A 16,992-nucleotide genomic window follows, 5' to 3' on the forward strand; every position below is an offset into this window, starting at 1 on the left:
TTTGCAAGGTCTTGACTGAAACTCCGATTTTTTTAGCAAATTCATGAGGTTTAAACATAAAGTCACTCATAGGTTTGTCTATGAGTGTACAGGTTTGTCTATTAAATTGTCAACTTAGGACAAGCTCAGTCCACAAGCGATCGCTGGATCAACTCTCAGAACTACACAACGTCGTGGCCGTGATCCAAAAAAATTATTTGAAGATGCAGAGGATGTTTTAAAGTTAGTTTCTGCAAAACATACAGGTGCTACATCCAGTCTTACCTATTATGAAGTAGAAGAAGCATTATTTAAACAACTGACATCAGTTGCTAAGGGTATGAGTAATGCTAGTACATTAAGAGTTCTTGCAGCCCGTTCTATTGTACCCCAAACAGTAACTGCGGTCAGGTTTTTTGGAATTAGTGTACTAGACTTAACGGCTGGAATTGTGGAAGCACAGTTAAACAATATGGAACTTTATATTAGGGGAATACGTGCGGCTGATGCACTTCATGTTGCCAGCGCAATTCAATTTGATGCAGAAGTTGTCATTTCTGTAGATGAGGATGTGTTGAAATTAGATGGTGTGATACTTAACAGCAGTGGCATTCCAATCAAATTCTGTGATACTGATGTGGCATTAAACGTATTATAAAATACACAATATTTGGAATACAACTAAAGAAGCAAGCGATCGCCCCACATTTCCCCCATATTTTCTAAATTCAATGATAATGATAAAAATTTTCAATAAGCTTTAGTATTTTTTCATAATTACAGCATGACGATTTCTCTGATAAAAGCCGAATTTTTCAGGCTTTTTAACTGGAAAGTGATCAAAAAGCAGTCAGCTTGACTAATTGATCAGGTTACGAGAAACTATAGGTTGATGGATGTAACTGCTAACCCAAATAATAACTTTCGTTAAGATTTTGAGATATATATTTTTAAAGATGGAACATTATGAACAAATGGCAACTTTTGTTTCTGTGTTCTTTCAGCAATAGAAAACTAACTCCGCTAAAGCAGTTAAGTCCAAGGGTACTATTGAGATTGGCATTCAGAGAATGGAAACACTAGAATTTATAATTTATCCCGACGGTCGAGTACAAGAGAAAGTCACTGGTATAGTGGGATCTTCTTGTGCGGAGGTAACAGCAGCCATAGAAGCCCAACTGGGAAAAGTGGTAAATCAGCAACCCACCTCAGAATTTTTCGCCAACAAAGCTACACAGGAATCAAGTGTAGTCAATACCCAAACTGCTTTTAGCGAATGGTAAGTTTTCCAACTCGTCTACTTTCATTGATTACAAACCGCCATGTCACACTTTAGCCAAATTAAAACTCAAATCCGCAACCTCGAATCCTTACAAGATGCACTTTCCGACTTAGGAGTAGACTGGAAACCAGGCCCTCGTGAAGTGCGTGGTTATCGTGGTCAAACTCATCCAGCCGAAGTTACCATTGAACAGGAAAATGGTTATGACATCGGTTTTAGATGGAATGGTCAGGAATACGAATTGGTAGCTGACTTACAATATTGGCAGCAAAATTTATCTGTAGATGGATTTTTGCGCCAAGTCACCCAACGTTATGCTTACCAAACAGTGATGAAAGAAACTGCCAAAGTTGGTTTCCAAGTTGCTGAAGAACAGAAAAATGCAGATGGTTCTATTCGTTTAGTGGTACAACGCTGGAGTGCGTAATGTCTCAATTGCAACCGTTCCCAGAAGATTTAGATAATAATCTAGACAATAATCCTTCCGGTTTAGAGCCAGAATTAGGCGGTTTTTTGCGAGATGAACCAGAACGTTCTGGTTTAGAGCCGGAACTGGGCGGTTTGCTGCGACAGAAAGGAGTTTATGTCGATGAAATTACCTGTATAGGTTGTAAACACTGCGCCCATGTTGCTAGGAATACATTTTATATTGAACCTGATTATGGGCGATCGCGTGTAATTCGCCAAGATGGCGACTCAGAAGAGGTAATACAAGAAGCTATAGATACCTGTCCTGTAGACTGTATTCACTGGGTTGATTATACAGAACTGAGAAACCTGGAGGAAGACCGCAGATATCAGGTTATTCCTGTAGTGGGTTATCCGGTGGATCATGCGGTAGCTACCACAGAAAAACGTCGTAAAAAGCAGAGATTAGCAAAAAATCAATAATATAGCAGGAGTCAGGAGTCAGGATTTCAGAATTCTGATTACTTATATCAATTCAATATATTGAATTGCTACCGCCTAGAGCGATCGCTGCATTTTGTCCACCAAAACCAAAACTCAAGCAGAGCAGTTTTTGTATTTCTGTATTTCTTACTGTTGTCACAAAATTTAAATCAAATTCTGGCTGTTGCAATCCCACAGCAGGAGGTAATATTTTATGCTTTAAACTCAAAAGCGAAAATGCTACACCTAAAGCCCCCGATGCTCCTAGTGTATGACCTGTAGAGCCTTTGGTAGAACTAATAGCTACTTTTGGCGGAAATAAAGACTGTATAATTTTGCTCTCTATTCGGTCGTTGAGAATCGTAGCTGTACCATGAGCATGAATGTAGTCTATATCTGCGGGTGTTAAATTACTGCGTTCTAAACATTGCTTGATAGCAGCGATCGCACTCTTTCCTTCTGATTCCGGCTGAATACCATGAAACGCATCTGCTGTCAAGCCAAAACCCAGAATTTCCCCATAAATATTTTCTGGGTTGATTTGGCGTTGTTTTGCCGACTCCGCAGATTCCAGCACAAACACAGCACCACCTTCACCTAATACTAAACCTTCCCGGTGTAAATCAAAAGGATAAGCGCCTGTTTTTGCTAAAGCCCCCATTTGCTGAAATCCACAGATGGTAAGGGGTGTAATAGGTGCTTCCACTGCACCAGCGATCGCCCGTTGACATTGACCGCTTTGAATTAACATAGCAGCTTGGGAAATTGCCCAAATTCCCGTAGCGCAGGCCGCCATTGGTGCTAAAACTGGACCACAAGACCCGATTTGTCTGGCTACAGCGATCGCATTCATCAGTGGTAAAGTATCCAACCAATTTTCCAGATTTAATAATTCTGCGTTGGTATCTTGACCATACATTTGCTGTGCAAACTTCTCCCAAGACGCTTGATAGCTACGACTAGAACCAATGACCACAGCACAATCAGGCAAAGACGCTACTAATTCAGCATTTTGTAAAGCAGAATAAACAACCATCTGAGTGAGGGTACTCAAATCAGAAGGTTGTTGATTAATTAAACCTAGAGGAATTTTCCCCAGTTCTGGAAATGGTTGATGTAATTTAATTCCCGTTTTTAAGCATAGTAAATTTTGCCAGCTATCTTTCAAGCTGTTACCCAAAGCAGAAACTAAACCAATACCAGTAACAACAACCCTAACCAATTTTAGATTTTAGATTTTAGATTTTAGATTTTAGATTTTAGATTTTAGATTAGGAGTCAGGAGTCAGGAGTCAGGAGTCAGGATTTCAAGGAGTCAGAAGTTATTAATTTTGACTTTTGACTTGATTTATTCCCTATTCCCTCTATTCAATAATGGACAATTAACAATTAACAATTGACAATTACCTCTCCCTTAAAATCAGAGGATTTCAAAAGCCGAATTTTGGCTTTTTCTCCCTTTAAAGGGGAGGTTTTAAACCTGGAATAAAACAATTATCAATTATCAATTGTCAATTGTCAATTATCAATTGATAACTACTGAGGAACTTTCAAGTTTTCAGCACCTTTAACTACTTTAGCAGAATCAATTTTATCGCCTTCCTGAATTTTATTAACTACATCAAAACCATCGGTTACATAACCAAAAACCGCGTAGTTACCATCTAAAAAGCCCAGATCCGCTAGAGCAAAATAAAACTGAGAAGAAGCAGAATCAGGCATTTGGGATCTTGCCATTGCTACAGCACCAAGTTTGTGAATCAAAACAGGCTTTTGAGTTATTGTTTGACCGTAAACTGGTTGCTCTGCACCTTCAGGCTTAATTTCTAAGGGTATACGGCGTTCAGTTTTCAGTTTTGGATCTATATAACCACCAGTTCCCCACAGTTGCGGGGAAGTATTGGAATCTTTACTTTGAGGATCACCACCTTGAACCACAAATGGCTGAGGTTCACGCACAACCCGATGGAATACCAAACCGTCGTAAACGCCTTTTTCGACTAAATCAACAAAGTTTCCCGCAGTAATGGGAGCATTATCACCATCGACTTCAATGGTAATTGGTGATCCTTTAACTGTCATCACTACAGTAGCCTTACCTTCGAGACGTGGTAAATTATTTATTCCGGGAACACTCTGATTATTTTTGTTTGATGGTGTTTTTGCCTCTTCAGTTGACTTGGAGGTAGCTGTGGAATTGGGAGATGTACTAGAAGCGACTTGATCAGCCGAACATCCAGTCAACATCAAACCACCAATCATCAACAGAAGGACTAAAAATTGTGAAAATTTTAACCGCATTGAAAGTTACTTACTCAACCAAAGTATCTTAGCAATTTTGGATTTTAGACTGGTGATTGGGGACTGGGGACTGGGGATTGGGGACTGGGGAGAAAAATTAAGTCAAAAGTCAAAATTAAAGAACTTCTGACTAATCCCTATTTCTTTCTTACTGTCACCTGTCACCTGACTCCTGATCCAAAATCCAAAATCCAAAATCCAAAATCTAGAGTCCTTCTAAGGGTACACCCAAAAAGCGAGCTAACTGAGCGCCTTGAGTTTCTAACTCAGCCAAAGATAAAGGTTGACCTACCCGTGTCAGGGGAATATCCCTTCTTCCCTTGACTTTCAGATAAAGTGCGCGTTGAGGATTTAGACCTTCTTTAATAGATATACGTACAGATTGTATATCTTGGATGCGGCTTTCAATCTCAATTTGGCGGTTTTTCCCAGGAAACCCCCAACGAAAGATTTTGAACTTGCCAGTTTCCTGGTTAAATTCGTTGTAACCGCCGCCTACATCCCATAAAATAACTAGCCACAGGTACAAGGCCAACAGTACACCAGCTATGCCATATAATCCCATCACCAATCCTTGAGGGACAAATACCAGTTGAGTGGGATCGGTGACAATGAGTAAATTGACTTTGAGATAGCTGGAAATGCCAGCCAATAAAAAGCCGGATGCTCCTAAACTAACAATAGTTGCCCACCAGTAGTTACTTAACCGACGAGAACCGAGAACATTTTGATGCAGGAGGCGATCGCTTTTATTAATCCTTGTTGATGCCGTCATTTTAGCTACCTTAGACCGTTATATATTCTCTGTGAACTGGGGACTGGCTAACCTGGGTAATGAGACAGGTATGGATCTAGATTTTAACTTCATTCACCCAAACCTTAAAGATATATTTTCTCCAGCATCAGCTTAAATCTTTTTATAGAAATTAACGCTATCAGCTTGTAGTAGCAGGACTTTTACTGTGTGGTTTGATATTGACACTCTGCGGTCTGAAGACACGCAGATTCTCTAAGACTAAGACCTGCTTAAAAGGAATAGTCAATTATTCCCCTACACGCTCAAAACAACTACTTACGGATAAGTGTTGCAATTGCGCTTACTTTTATATTTTTTTTGGCTTTCTGAGTCCATCGAATTTTGGCGGTATACACTCTGTATCTTGCCTTTGCTTGTTTACCCAGGCTACGGTCAAAGCCGAGACGAGATAAATCAGGGGTTTCTCCTGATCAAAATACTTCTTCGTGTAGATGGTTATTCTTACTCCCCCCTTGATTATACCATCACGGCGAATTTATTCGCCGTTGGAACTTCCTCCACTGTAAGATAGCCAAGTGGCTTCCGTACCTTTCGACGATTTTATTGTGAGTCTTCTAGTGGAGATTTTAAAGGATTTTACCATTGTCCTGATCAAACTCCTGAATCATTTCCATTCTATCTAGCTGCTTATTATCATGCTAAATTTATGTTATTCAGATAATGTATATGAAAATTTATAAGTTTTATGAGAAAAGTTGTGTCATTTTGTTAAAATAAGGAAGGACGGTTAAGTTTTTCCGCCACGCTCCAAAACTCAAACTCAAGGGTTTTCAGCCCATTTTCTTATAATATTTGACTATTTTGACTATATTTTTGTGATTCAAAACCCAATACCAAATTAACTTGCGTATCTCCAGCGCAAACCATGAAGAATGTGATAAGTTAAGAATCATTAAGTTACCGCCAACCAAATGACTTGGTGATGGTAACAGATAGTGGCATAATTATGAGAAATGCCCAATTAATCAAGCGGTAAATTCTCAGAGTCTTAACTGCTAATCAGTAGCTAAGAGTGTCAAAAAAACGTTAAATTCCTCCTGGCAGTGGCTAAGGAAAAAACCTCCAAAAGCATCCTGCCTTAAAAACGTCGCAATTTTAGTAAAAAAGAGGATTTTAGTTCTCATGACCATCGCAGTTGGACGCGCCCCGTCAAGAGGGTGGTTTGACGTACTAGACGACTGGTTAAAGCGCGATCGCTTCGTATTCGTAGGTTGGTCAGGTGTTTTATTATTCCCCTGTGCCTTCCTCGCATTAGGCGGTTGGTTAACCGGTACAACCTTCGTCACCTCCTGGTATACCCACGGATTAGCATCCTCCTACTTAGAAGGTGCAAACTTCCTCACAGTAGCAGTATCCACACCCGCAGACAGCATGGGACATTCCCTGTTGTTCCTGTGGGGACCAGAAGCACAAGGTGACTTTACCCGTTGGTGTCAACTCGGTGGTTTATGGCCATTCGTAGCACTACACGGAGCATTCGGTTTGATTGGCTTCATGTTACGCCAATTTGAAATTGCTAGACTTGTAGGCATTCGTCCTTACAACGCCCTAGCATTTTCCGGTCCTATTGCGGTATTCGTCAGTGTATTCTTGATGTACCCCTTGGGACAATCTAGCTGGTTCTTTGCACCCAGCTTTGGAGTAGCAGCAATCTTCCGTTTCTTGTTGTTCCTGCAAGGTTTCCATAACTGGACACTAAACCCCTTCCACATGATGGGAGTAGCAGGGATCTTAGGTGGTGCGTTACTGTGTGCTATCCACGGTGCTACAGTAGAAAACACCTTATTTGAAGACGGTGAAGGTTCCAATACATTCCCCGCATTCAATCCTACCCAAGCAGAAGAAACCTATTCAATGGTGACAGCAAACCGTTTCTGGTCACAGATTTTCGGTATTGCTTTCTCCAACAAACGCTGGTTACACTTCTTCATGTTGTTTGTACCCGTAACCGGGTTGTGGATGAGTTCAGTAGGTATCGTTGGTTTAGCATTAAACCTGCGGGCTTATGACTTCGTTTCCCAAGAATTACGGGCAGCAGAAGACCCAGAATTTGAAACCTTCTATACCAAAAACATTTTGTTGAACGAGGGTATCCGCGCTTGGATGGCTCCTCAAGATCAACCCCACGAACAGTTCGTATTCCCAGAGGAGGTACTACCACGTGGTAACGCTCTCTAATAGATCAGTTATAGCCGGTGGCCGTGACCAAGAATCAAGCGGTTTTGCTTGGTGGTCTGGTAACGCTCGTTTAATCAACCTATCTGGTAAACTGCTGGGCGCTCACGTTGCTCACGCTGGTTTGATTGTATTCTGGGCTGGAGCAATGACATTATTTGAAGTTGCTCACTTTATCCCAGAAAAGCCCATGTATGAACAGGGCTTAATTCTTCTCCCCCACGTTGCCACATTAGGTTGGGGCGTTGGTGCTGGTGGTGAAGTTATCGACACTTTCCCCTACTTTGTTGTAGGTGTACTGCACCTAATTTCTTCCGCTGTTCTCGGTTTTGGCGGTATCTACCACGCTGTACGTGGTCCTGAAACCTTAGAAGAATATTCTTCTTTCTTTGGTTATGACTGGAAAGACAAGAACAAGATGACCAACATCATCGGCTTCCACCTGATCATCTTAGGATGCGGTGCGTTGCTGTTGGTACTGAAGGCTATGTTCTTCGGTGGTGTCTATGACACCTGGGCTCCCGGTGGTGGTGACGTGCGTGTAATCACTAACCCCACCCTCAACCCTGCTATCATCTTTGGTTATCTCATTAAAGCTCCCTTTGGTGGCGAAGGCTGGATTATCAGCGTTGATAACATGGAAGATGTTATCGGCGGTCACATCTGGATTGCTTTAATTTGTATTTCCGGTGGTATTTGGCACATCTTCACCAAGCCTTTTGCTTGGGCGCGTCGTGCTTTTATCTGGTCTGGTGAAGCTTACCTATCCTACAGCTTAGGTGCTTTGTCCATGATGGGCTTTATCGCTTCCGTCATGGTTTGGTATAACAACACCGTTTACCCCAGCGAATTCTTTGGTCCTACTGGTCCTGAAGCTTCTCAAGCACAAGCTTTAACCTTCTTGATTCGTGACCAACGCTTAGGTGCTAACGTTGGTTCTGCTCAAGGTCCTACCGGTCTTGGTAAATACTTGATGCGTTCTCCTACCGGTGAAATCATCTTCGGTGGTGAAACCATGCGTTTCTGGGATTTCCGTGGTCCTTGGTTAGAGCCTCTCCGTGGTCCTAACGGTCTTGACTTAGAAAAAATCAAGAATGATATTCAGCCTTGGCAAGCTCGTCGTGCTGCTGAATACATGACACACGCTCCTCTGGGTTCTTTGAACTCTGTAGGTGGTGTGGCTACTGAAATCAACTCCTTCAACTATGTATCTCCTCGTGCATGGTTGGCTACTTCTCACTTTGTCTTAGGTTTCTTCTTCCTTATCGGTCACTTGTGGCACGCAGGACGCGCTCGTGCTGCTGCTGGTGGTTTTGAGAGAGGTATTGACCGTGAGAACGAACCAGCTTACTACATGAAGGATCTTGACTAGGTTTTTCTAGTTTTCTTTCATCACTGACAATCAATTAATTTTCCTGCTCTTGCTGTCAAGCGAGAGCTTTTTTTTCGTCTGTTTGAAAATTATACACAATATCAATGCTAAACTTGGAATTACTGGTTTAGGTATCAGCGCAGATATTGAAGAATCTGGTATTAGTTATGATGCTAAACTTAACTTATTCAATGTTTCTACTTTAGTTGACTACCATCCTTGGCAAAAGTCCGGTTTTCGTTTGACTGGAGGGCTGGTGTTTCAAGACAATAATAATGATGGTGGTAGTCTTTTTCAGAAACTTAATTGGAACACAATCGCGTCTGGCTAAGGCGTGAAAGTCTACTGAGGGATAACTGCTCCCATGCTCCCGTTGAAGTAGAAAGTAAAGTCTAGTTTTGTCTAGGTTTTATATAGCAGGCAGAAAGGAAATAATTGGGAGACGATTTGGACTGGTTGAATATTTACCCTGTTCTTTCTCTAGGGCTATCTTACCAATTTTAGATGAAAATTTGCAGGTTTGATTCAGGGCTAACAGCTAGTTACTGTTTTACTAACTCCTGTTAACCCTTTCCCCCTGCTCTTCACAAGAAAGTATTGGGTTTTATGACTTTAATGTAAACAGTATTTTAGAGTCCAAAAAACCTGAGAAAATTCACGATAATACCAAAAGGACCAGCTACAGTACCTAGTGTATCACCAGCCTTGGCAACACCAGAACGGTTGACTACCACAACATCATTATTGCGAAGTATGGGATTGGTTTCTTCGTTAATGCCTTTGGAGAAATCTATTTTTACTACCCGTTTAGTAACAGTACCATTGGGATTGAGACGAATCAAATCTACAGCACCACTACTAGCCCTAGCATCATTAAAGCCACCAGCAGCCAGTAAAGCCTGATTTAAAGAGCTATTCGGCTGTAAATTTGTTAATCCAGGTTTTTTCACTTCTCCGATTACCCCTACTTGAATAGTTGCCGGTGATAGAGTAGTAGTAGCTAATTGTATTGCTTCCGCTGGGTTAATCTCAGTGGCTGTGGGAACAACAATTGTATCTCCATCTTGCAACACCACATCTTGATTTAGATCCCCAGTTTGCAATAATTCCCAGAGATTGAGATTTAATGTTTGTTCTGAGCCAACTCTAGTAGGACGGCGGATTTTAATACTCCGCACATCCGCTTGTGATGTAATTCCTCCAGCTAGTTGAATTGCTCGCATGACAGTTGGTAAGCCTGTTCCTGGCGCTCCACCATCATTTCCACCACCACCACCTGGTGTTACTAAATAAGAACCGGGACGGTACACTTGACCTGTAATAGCTACTGTGCGGGGTGCAGTTTGACTAGCCGCATAATTGGCTGCAAATAAATTCCGAGCTTCAGCAACGTTGAAATCTGTGGCGGTGGGTACAACTATGGTGTCTCCATCCCGTAAGGTGATATCTTGGGGTATTCTGCCTGTTTGGGTGATTTCTTTGAGGTTGAGAGCAATAACCTGTTCACCAGAACGTCCGACCTTACGGCGTAATTGTACTTTAGTCACATCTGCTGCTAATGTTACCCCTTGGGCTGTGCTAAGTGCTGCTAATATTGTGGGATATTGTAAACCGGGATTATCGCCGCCGCTGCCCTGTAAACTGAGAGTGTAAGCGCCTGGTCGTGTTACCTCTCCAGCTACAAAAATGTTAATGGGACGAGGTGATAATAAATTAACTGAAATTAGCGGACGTTTGAGAAAGCGAGCATATCTTCTAGATATTTCGTCTGCTGCCTGTTCCGTTGTTAATCCGAGAACGGATATACTACCAATTAGAGGTAGGTTAATTGAACCACCAGGGGGTACTTGATATTCACCCGTATATTCAGGTACTTCAAATATGTTGACACGAATGCGATCGCCTCCACCTAATAAGTAGTCTGTAGATATGTTGGAGGTTTGTGATGCTGTTCTTTGTTGCGCTAGGCTAACGGATGGTAAAGCAAGATTGACACTCGTTAACAAAACTACAGCTGTAGTTGAATGGGTTAAAAATTTCCACAAATGTATATTAAGCATATTTACTGGAGAATTTGAGACTACCATCTGTAAATTTCTAAACATTTTTAACGTTGACTATAGTTAATTATTCAAGTTCCCTATCATCCTTATTTTCCTAATTAACTATGGTTTTCAGGATATAATCTGAATCCTGTATTCTGAATTTTTATTTAACTTAATTTAAATTAAAAATCGGACAGATCATCTAATTGTTAACGATTACAGCAAGTTTTTTCAAATTCGTCAATAGTGAAGAATCATATTTTATAGGGTTTAGGGAATAGAAGAAATTTTATTACAAGTTATTACCAGTAATTAGCCCTACATGATTTAAGTTACTTTTCAGTTATAAAAGCAAGTGTTTACACAATGTAGGGATAAGCATTTAGGAAACAGAAAAAGTTCCTGAATCTCGTACAGACGTTCCGTAGGAACGTCTGTACTGAATCCTGAATTATTACTGATTTTGTTTTTGGATCTGTTGGATAAAGAACTCTTCTAAAGATTGACGAGTTAAGTTCATAGTCATAATTTTACCACCCATTAATCGGAGACTGGCTAGAAAATCATAGTAATCTGCTTGTAAAATACCGTGCCAAGTACCATCAGGTTCAAATTGCAAATCAAGTATTCTTTTATTCAGAACTTCTGTATCGCCTCCTTGACCTTTAACATGATATGTATTCTCTGTACCTAAAAGTTCATTGAGAGAACCAGCACAAATTAATTCTCCTTTAGCCAGGATAGCAATGCGATCGCAAATTTGTTCTACTTCACTCAAAACATGACTGTTGAAAAATATTGTCTTTCCAGCTTTTTTGAGTGAGAGAATAATTTCTCGCATTTGGTAACGTCCCAAGGGATCAAGTCCAGACATAGGCTCATCTAAAAATACCAATTCTGGATCATTAATTAATGCCTGAGCCATACCAACTCGCTGAAGCATTCCTTTAGAATAACGTCGCATTAGCTTTTTACGAGCATCAGTTTGTGACAAACCGACTAATTTTAACAGTTCGGGAATGCGTTGACGTTGCACCTTTTGAGGTATTTGGAATAAACCAGCAGCTAATTCCAAAAATTCCCAGCCGGTGAGATAGTCGTATAAATAGGGATTTTCTGGTAAGTAACCAATACGCTGTTTCACCGAGCGATCGCCAAGTGGCTTACCTAATAATAATCCCCTGCCAGCAGAAGGGCGGATAATTCCCAATAAAAGTTTTAACAGAGTGGTTTTACCCGCACCATTAGGGCCCAATAATCCAAAGGTTTCCCCTGGGTAAACTTGTAAAGAACAACTTTTCAAAGATACGACTTTTTGATTCAGCCAAAAACCCGTGCGATAAACTTTTCGCAACTCAGAAGTCAGAACTACTGGAGGCTGATCTACAGGATTCAGTTGAGGAGCGGATGTGTCTGCAACAGAATTCATCGTGTTTCAATTACCAATTACCGACTGGGTGCGATTGATTACAAGTTAGAAATTAGCACGATAATAAACAAACTATATTGTTGTGTCAATTATCGCCTAGAGAATAGCTTTCTTACACTACCATCAGTAACTTATAGCACACCTTTTGAACTGGGAATAGTCTCAGCACGACGAGGATCAATTTCTACTGCCATCCGCATCGCTCTGGCAAAGGCTTTAAAAGTTGCTTCAATAATATGATGGGAATTAATACCATCAAGTTGGCGAATATGCAAGGTCATTTGACTATGATTCACCAACGCCACAAAAAATTCCCGTACCAGTTGGGTGTCATAAGTTCCCACTCGTTGAGTAGGAATATTTAGACCATAACTGAGATGAGGTCTGCCAGAAAAGTCTAAAGCTACCTGAATCAAAGCTTCATCTAGGGGTGCAAGGAAATTACCAAAGCGGACAATGCCTTTTTTATTACCTAGTGCTTGATGTAAAGCTTGACCCAAAGTAATCCCCACATCTTCATTAGTGTGATGATCATCAATTTCCCAGTCACCTTTAGCTTGAATATCCAAATCAAATAAACCATGAGAGGCGATTTGATGGATCATGTGATCTAAAAAAGGAATGCCAGTATTAGCCTTACAGATGCCCGTACCATCAATGTTTATGGTTACTATTACATCTGTTTCCCCAGTAGTACGTTTAACTGTAGCAATGCGGTTATTAGTCATTAGTCATTAGTCATTAGTCATTAGTTATTAGTTATTAGTTATTAGTTATTAGTTATTAGTTATTAGTCATTGGTCATTAGTTGTTTTTCCCAATCACCAATCACCAATCACCAGTCACCAGTCACCTATTACATTCCCATCATTTCATATCCTGCATCTACATACAGGATTTGCCCAGTGATGCCGCTGGATAAATCACTACATAAAAAAGCAGCGGTATTACCTACTTCTAATTGTGTAACGGTGCGACGCAGGGGTGCGATTGCCTCAACATGATGAATCATATCTAAAATACCGCCTACTGCTGAAGATGCCAAAGTGCGGATAGGACCTGCGGAAATACCGTTAACACGAATGTTTTGGGGACCTAGTTCTGCTGCTAAGTAACGAACACTGGCTTCTAACCCAGCTTTGGCTACACCCATGATGTTATAGTTAGGGATAGCTCGCACAGCACCTAAATAGGAGAGAGTAACAATACTACCGCCTTCAGTCATCAAAGGTTTGGCAGCACCGCTTAACTGAATCAGTGAATAAGTGCTAACTTCCAAAGCTTTATTAAAACCGGAACGGGACGTTTTGCTAAAATCTCCGCTTAAATCTTCTTTGTTAGCAAAAGCGAGACAGTGAATGAGGATGTCTAATTTACCCCATTGATCACGGACAGTTTCAAAAGTGGCTTGAATTTGTTCCTCGTTTTCAACGTTACAGGGAAGGAATAAGCTAGGTTGGAGAGGTTCGACTAATTCTGAGACTTTTTTCTCGAATTTGCCTTTTTCATCTGGCAAATAGGTAATGCCCAGGTTAGCACCAGCTTGGTGTAGTTGTTGAGCAATACCCCAGGCAATGGAGCGATTATTGGCAATACCCGTGACTAAGGCGTTTTTACCGGACAGATTCAGCATAGAAATAGTCAATGTGATCAATCATTAGGAGTATAGATAACCATACTAGAATCTGACCCTATTTTTACTTAGTTAGGTAGGGGATTTTCAAAAATATCATTCGTTTGGGTATTGCAGTCCAGAAATTTATGATAAAGCAGATTGCAGATCAATGAGGTACAGGATCTAACGTGAAATATAGACAGAAAGAGAATTTTACTTCTGACTCAAGAGGGCAACCACAGGGTGTTGCCCCTACGAATGACTCCTGACTCCTGCTGTAATTGTTTAAGAACTTATAAAGATATTGCAAATTTTTCTGCAAAAAAACCTCTTTAGTTCAGTTTGAGAAACTACTGATCAACAATTCTTGGCTAAAAATAACAAAAATTGGGTATCATGATCAACAAATAAAGATAAAATGAGAGATTTGAGTATAGGAAAAAACAGAAAGGTTGACGGTGCTTTATTGAATTTTCAGGTGTATTCTTAGGTAATCAGTTTTTGTTTTTCCGGCATTGGGTAGGGGAAGGGAGATGATCGTGACACAAGATAAAGCCCTAGCAAATGTTTTTCGTCAGATGGCAACTGGAGCATTTCCGCCAGTTGTAGAGACGTTTGAACGCAACAAAACGATCTTTTTTCCCGGCGATCCCGCCGAACGAGTTTATTTTCTTCTCAAGGGTGCTGTGAAACTTTCCAGGGTATATGAAGCAGGAGAAGAAATAACGGTAGCACTGCTGCGGGAAAATAGTGTTTTTGGTGTGTTGTCATTGCTAACGGGTAATAAGTCAGATAGGTTCTATCATGCAGTTGCCTTTACGGCGGTAGAATTACTTTCTGCCCCAATTGAACAAGTAGAGCAAGCACTCAAGGAAAATCCAGAATTATCAATGTTAATGCTGCGGGGACTATCTTCGCGGATTCTGCAAACAGAGATGATGATTGAAACCCTTGCTCACCGAGATATGGGTTCTCGGTTGATCAGTTTTTTGTTAATTCTCTGTCGGGATTTTGGTGTACCCTGTGCAGATGGCATTACCATTGATTTGAAGCTATCCCATCAGGCGATCGCTGAAGCAATTGGTTCTACTCGCGTTACTGTCACCAGATTGCTTGGAGATTTACGCGAGAAAAAAATGATCTCCATCCACAAGAAAAAGATTACTGTGCATAAACCTGTCACATTAAGTAAGCAATTTACTTAAAATCTGTTGGGGGGAAAGTTGGTACAAGTTGTATTGAAGTTGTGTTTTGAAAAAAATACCCGCAATCGGAGGAAATTTAAAAATTGACTAAATTCTGCTTTTGCCAATCTTCTTTCCCCCACAGACAATGGTTGAAAGTAGTAGGCTGTATCTGGAAGCATTTCTGGCGGTAGTTGAAGATGGCCACCGGGTACATCCTGATAGCAGCAATTTTAATTCTGGGGGGCGTGATTGCCACTGTGGGCGATCGCATTGGCACTAAAGTGGGCAAGGCACGCCTCTCTTTATTTAATTTGCGTCCTAAAAATACAGCCGTATTAGTAACGATTTTTACGGGTGGTGTAATATCGGCATCGACTTTAGCAATTTTATTTGCTGCTGATGAAGGTTTGCGGAAAGGAGTGTTTGAGTTAGAGGATATTCAAAAAGACCTAAGAAACAAGCGAGAACAATTAAAAATTGCGGAAACCCAAAAAACTGAGGTAGAAAATCAGTTAATTCAAGCTAGGAAAGAACAAGCTCAAGCACAGCAAGATTTACAAAAAATTAATCAGTCTCTAAAAGCGGCAAATGCCAAACAACAGATCACCCAAGCTCAACTCAACCGCACTATTAGCCAACAAGCCAAAACTCAAGCGCAACTTCAAGGCACTCAAAGCCGACTGGGTGAAGTAGTGATTCAGTATAGACAAGCTATAAATGAACTAGACAACCTTTATCAACAGCGTCAAGCATTGCAGACAGCAGTGGAAGAGTTGAGGGCAGAACGTCAGCGACTGTATGCTGAAGCTAAAAAAGCCATTGATGAAGCTAAGACAGCTATCGAAAAACGGGATTTAGAACTTGCTAATCGGCAAGAAATGATTAAACAGCGAGATCAAAAAATCGCTAATTTAGATAAACTTATTCAAAATCGCAACTTAGAAATTAAAAAACGAGAACAAGTAATTGCTACTAGAGAAGCTCGGCTCAAAGAATTAGAAAATCAGCAACAATATTTAGAACAGGAAGTAGCAAGGCTAGAAAAATATTACCAGTCTTATCGTGACCTGCGTTTGGGTAAATTGGCCTTAGTTCGTGGTCAAGTTTTGGCTGCTGATGTAGTTCGTGTCGATAAACCTACTGCTGCTGGTGAAGTAGTAGTCCAAATTTTGCAAGAAGCTAACCGCAATGCCAACATCCAATTAAGTGAACCAGGAACAAATCCGGGAAATGCAGAATTATTGCGTGTTACCCAAGAGAGAGTTGAACAACTTATCAAACAAATTAAAGATGGTAGAGAATATGTAGTGCGAATTTTTTCGGCGGGTAATTATGTCAGAGGAGAAAAACAGATAGAATTTTTTGCTGATGCCATGCCAAATCAACTGGTATTCTCCGCAGGTGAGGTTCTAGCTACAACCTCTGCTGATATGAAAACTATGACATCATATCAATTAAGGCAACGTTTAGACTTGCTGATTTCTGCTTCTCAATTTCGCGCCCGCAATGCTGGTATTGTGGAAGCAGTACAGGTAGATGGAACTTTTTTGCGCTTTTTCTCCCAATTGCAACAATCTGAACAACCTTTAGAAATTAAATCTGTAGCTGCTGAGAATACCTATACAGCAGGACCATTGAGAATCAAACTTGTAGCACTTTTCAATGGACAAATTATTTTTAGCACATGATTGGTGACTGGTGATTGGGGACTGGTGACTGGTGACTGGTGACTGGTGACTGGTGACTGGTGACTGGTGACTGGTGACTGGTGACTGGGGACTGGTGACTGGGAATAATATCAACCATTCCCAATTCCCAATTCCCAATTCCCAATTCCCAATTCCCAATTCCCAATTCCCAATTCCCAATTCCCAATTCCCACTTCCCACTTCCCACTTC

Annotated in this window: 16 protein-coding genes and 1 pseudogene; 9 read left to right on the forward strand and 8 right to left on the reverse strand. The window is 40.8% G+C overall.

Annotation, left to right across the window (positions count from 1 at the left end; genetic code table 11):
- Nucleotides 1-319: 319 nt before the first annotated feature.
- The 4 genes from FFR48_RS30590 to FFR48_RS16530 all read left to right on the forward strand — a co-directional run bounded on the left by FFR48_RS30590 (nt 320) and on the right by FFR48_RS16530 (nt 2,152).
- A complete protein-coding gene (locus tag FFR48_RS30590; protein ID WP_199301916.1) occupies nt 320-637 on the forward strand; it encodes a hypothetical protein in 318 nt (105 codons plus the stop codon).
- Between the two features lie 412 nt (nt 638-1,049).
- Nucleotides 1,050-1,262 (forward strand): DUF2997 domain-containing protein, encoded by a 213-nt coding sequence (locus FFR48_RS16520; RefSeq protein ID WP_137668128.1) that lies wholly within the window; start codon nt 1,050-1,052, stop codon nt 1,260-1,262.
- A gap of 39 nt (nt 1,263-1,301) precedes the next feature.
- Nucleotides 1,302-1,688: a DUF1257 domain-containing protein gene (locus FFR48_RS16525; RefSeq protein WP_096566281.1), complete on the forward strand. Its 387-nt coding sequence runs from the start codon at nt 1,302-1,304 to the stop codon at nt 1,686-1,688.
- Entirely contained in the window at nt 1,688-2,152 is a 465-nt protein-coding gene (locus FFR48_RS16530) for a ferredoxin (protein WP_096566283.1), read from the forward strand. The genes FFR48_RS16525 and FFR48_RS16530 overlap by 1 nt, the downstream gene beginning before the upstream one ends.
- A 52-nt stretch (nt 2,153-2,204) precedes the next feature.
- On the opposite strand, the gene FFR48_RS16535 is transcribed toward FFR48_RS16530, so the two are convergent.
- From FFR48_RS16535 to FFR48_RS16545, 3 genes are all read right to left on the reverse strand, one after another.
- Nucleotides 2,205-3,374, reverse strand: a complete 1,170-nt coding sequence (locus tag FFR48_RS16535) for a beta-ketoacyl-ACP synthase (RefSeq protein WP_137668129.1) — start codon at nt 3,372-3,374, stop codon at nt 2,205-2,207.
- Nucleotides 3,375-3,688: 314 nt separating this feature from the next.
- Nucleotides 3,689-4,453 carry a peptidylprolyl isomerase gene (locus FFR48_RS16540; protein ID WP_137668130.1) on the reverse strand — a complete coding sequence of 255 codons (765 nt, stop codon included), beginning with the start codon at nt 4,451-4,453 and terminating at the stop codon, nt 3,689-3,691.
- A 205-nt stretch (nt 4,454-4,658) separates the two neighbouring features.
- A complete protein-coding gene (locus FFR48_RS16545; protein ID WP_096566289.1) occupies nt 4,659-5,228 on the reverse strand; it encodes a photosystem I assembly protein Ycf4 in 570 nt (189 codons plus the stop codon).
- Between the two features lie 1,164 nt (nt 5,229-6,392).
- Between FFR48_RS16545 and psbD the strand changes: the two genes are divergently transcribed.
- The 3 genes from psbD (at nt 6,393) to FFR48_RS16560 (ending at nt 9,148) form a co-directional block, all read left to right on the forward strand.
- Nucleotides 6,393-7,448: a photosystem II D2 protein (photosystem q(a) protein) gene (gene psbD, locus FFR48_RS16550; RefSeq protein ID WP_096566291.1), complete on the forward strand. Its 1,056-nt coding sequence runs from the start codon at nt 6,393-6,395 to the stop codon at nt 7,446-7,448.
- Nucleotides 7,432-8,817 (forward strand): photosystem II reaction center protein CP43, encoded by a 1,386-nt coding sequence (gene psbC, locus FFR48_RS16555; protein ID WP_096566293.1) that lies wholly within the window; start codon nt 7,432-7,434, stop codon nt 8,815-8,817. The genes psbD and psbC overlap by 17 nt, the downstream gene beginning before the upstream one ends.
- A gap of 82 nt (nt 8,818-8,899) precedes the next feature.
- Complete coding sequence (locus FFR48_RS16560; RefSeq protein ID WP_201277631.1) at nt 8,900-9,148, forward strand: hypothetical protein; 249 nt, start codon at nt 8,900-8,902, stop codon at nt 9,146-9,148.
- A gap of 298 nt (nt 9,149-9,446) precedes the next feature.
- On the opposite strand, the gene FFR48_RS16565 is transcribed toward FFR48_RS16560, so the two are convergent.
- From FFR48_RS16565 to fabI, 4 genes are all read right to left on the reverse strand, one after another.
- Nucleotides 9,447-10,877: a polysaccharide biosynthesis/export family protein gene (locus tag FFR48_RS16565; RefSeq protein ID WP_137668131.1), complete on the reverse strand. Its 1,431-nt coding sequence runs from the start codon at nt 10,875-10,877 to the stop codon at nt 9,447-9,449.
- A gap of 439 nt (nt 10,878-11,316) precedes the next feature.
- Nucleotides 11,317-12,291 (reverse strand): ABC transporter ATP-binding protein, encoded by a 975-nt coding sequence (locus FFR48_RS16570; protein WP_137668132.1) that lies wholly within the window; start codon nt 12,289-12,291, stop codon nt 11,317-11,319.
- A 131-nt stretch (nt 12,292-12,422) separates the two neighbouring features.
- Nucleotides 12,423-13,019, reverse strand: coding sequence for an imidazoleglycerol-phosphate dehydratase HisB (gene hisB, locus FFR48_RS16575; RefSeq protein ID WP_137668133.1), 597 nt, complete (start codon nt 13,017-13,019; stop codon nt 12,423-12,425).
- Between the two features lie 128 nt (nt 13,020-13,147).
- Entirely contained in the window at nt 13,148-13,924 is a 777-nt protein-coding gene (fabI, locus tag FFR48_RS16580) for an enoyl-ACP reductase FabI (RefSeq protein ID WP_096566303.1), read from the reverse strand.
- A 515-nt stretch (nt 13,925-14,439) separates the two neighbouring features.
- Between fabI and ntcA the strand changes: the two genes are divergently transcribed.
- Nucleotides 14,440-15,111, forward strand: a complete 672-nt coding sequence (gene ntcA, locus FFR48_RS16585) for a global nitrogen regulator NtcA (protein ID WP_096566305.1) — start codon at nt 14,440-14,442, stop codon at nt 15,109-15,111.
- A 179-nt stretch (nt 15,112-15,290) separates the two neighbouring features.
- Nucleotides 15,291-16,781 (forward strand): DUF3084 family protein, encoded by a 1,491-nt coding sequence (locus tag FFR48_RS16590; RefSeq protein ID WP_096566307.1) that lies wholly within the window; start codon nt 15,291-15,293, stop codon nt 16,779-16,781.
- Here the strand turns inward: FFR48_RS16590 and FFR48_RS16595 are convergent.
- A pseudogene (locus tag FFR48_RS16595) lies at nt 16,771-16,992 on the reverse strand (hypothetical protein); the annotation flags it as partial. The gene FFR48_RS16590 and the pseudogene FFR48_RS16595 overlap by 11 nt on opposite strands.

The organism is Sphaerospermopsis reniformis (assembly GCF_005402885.1).
In the GTDB taxonomy this organism is placed as follows: Bacteria; Cyanobacteriota; Cyanobacteriia; order Cyanobacteriales; family Nostocaceae; genus Sphaerospermopsis; species Sphaerospermopsis kisseleviana.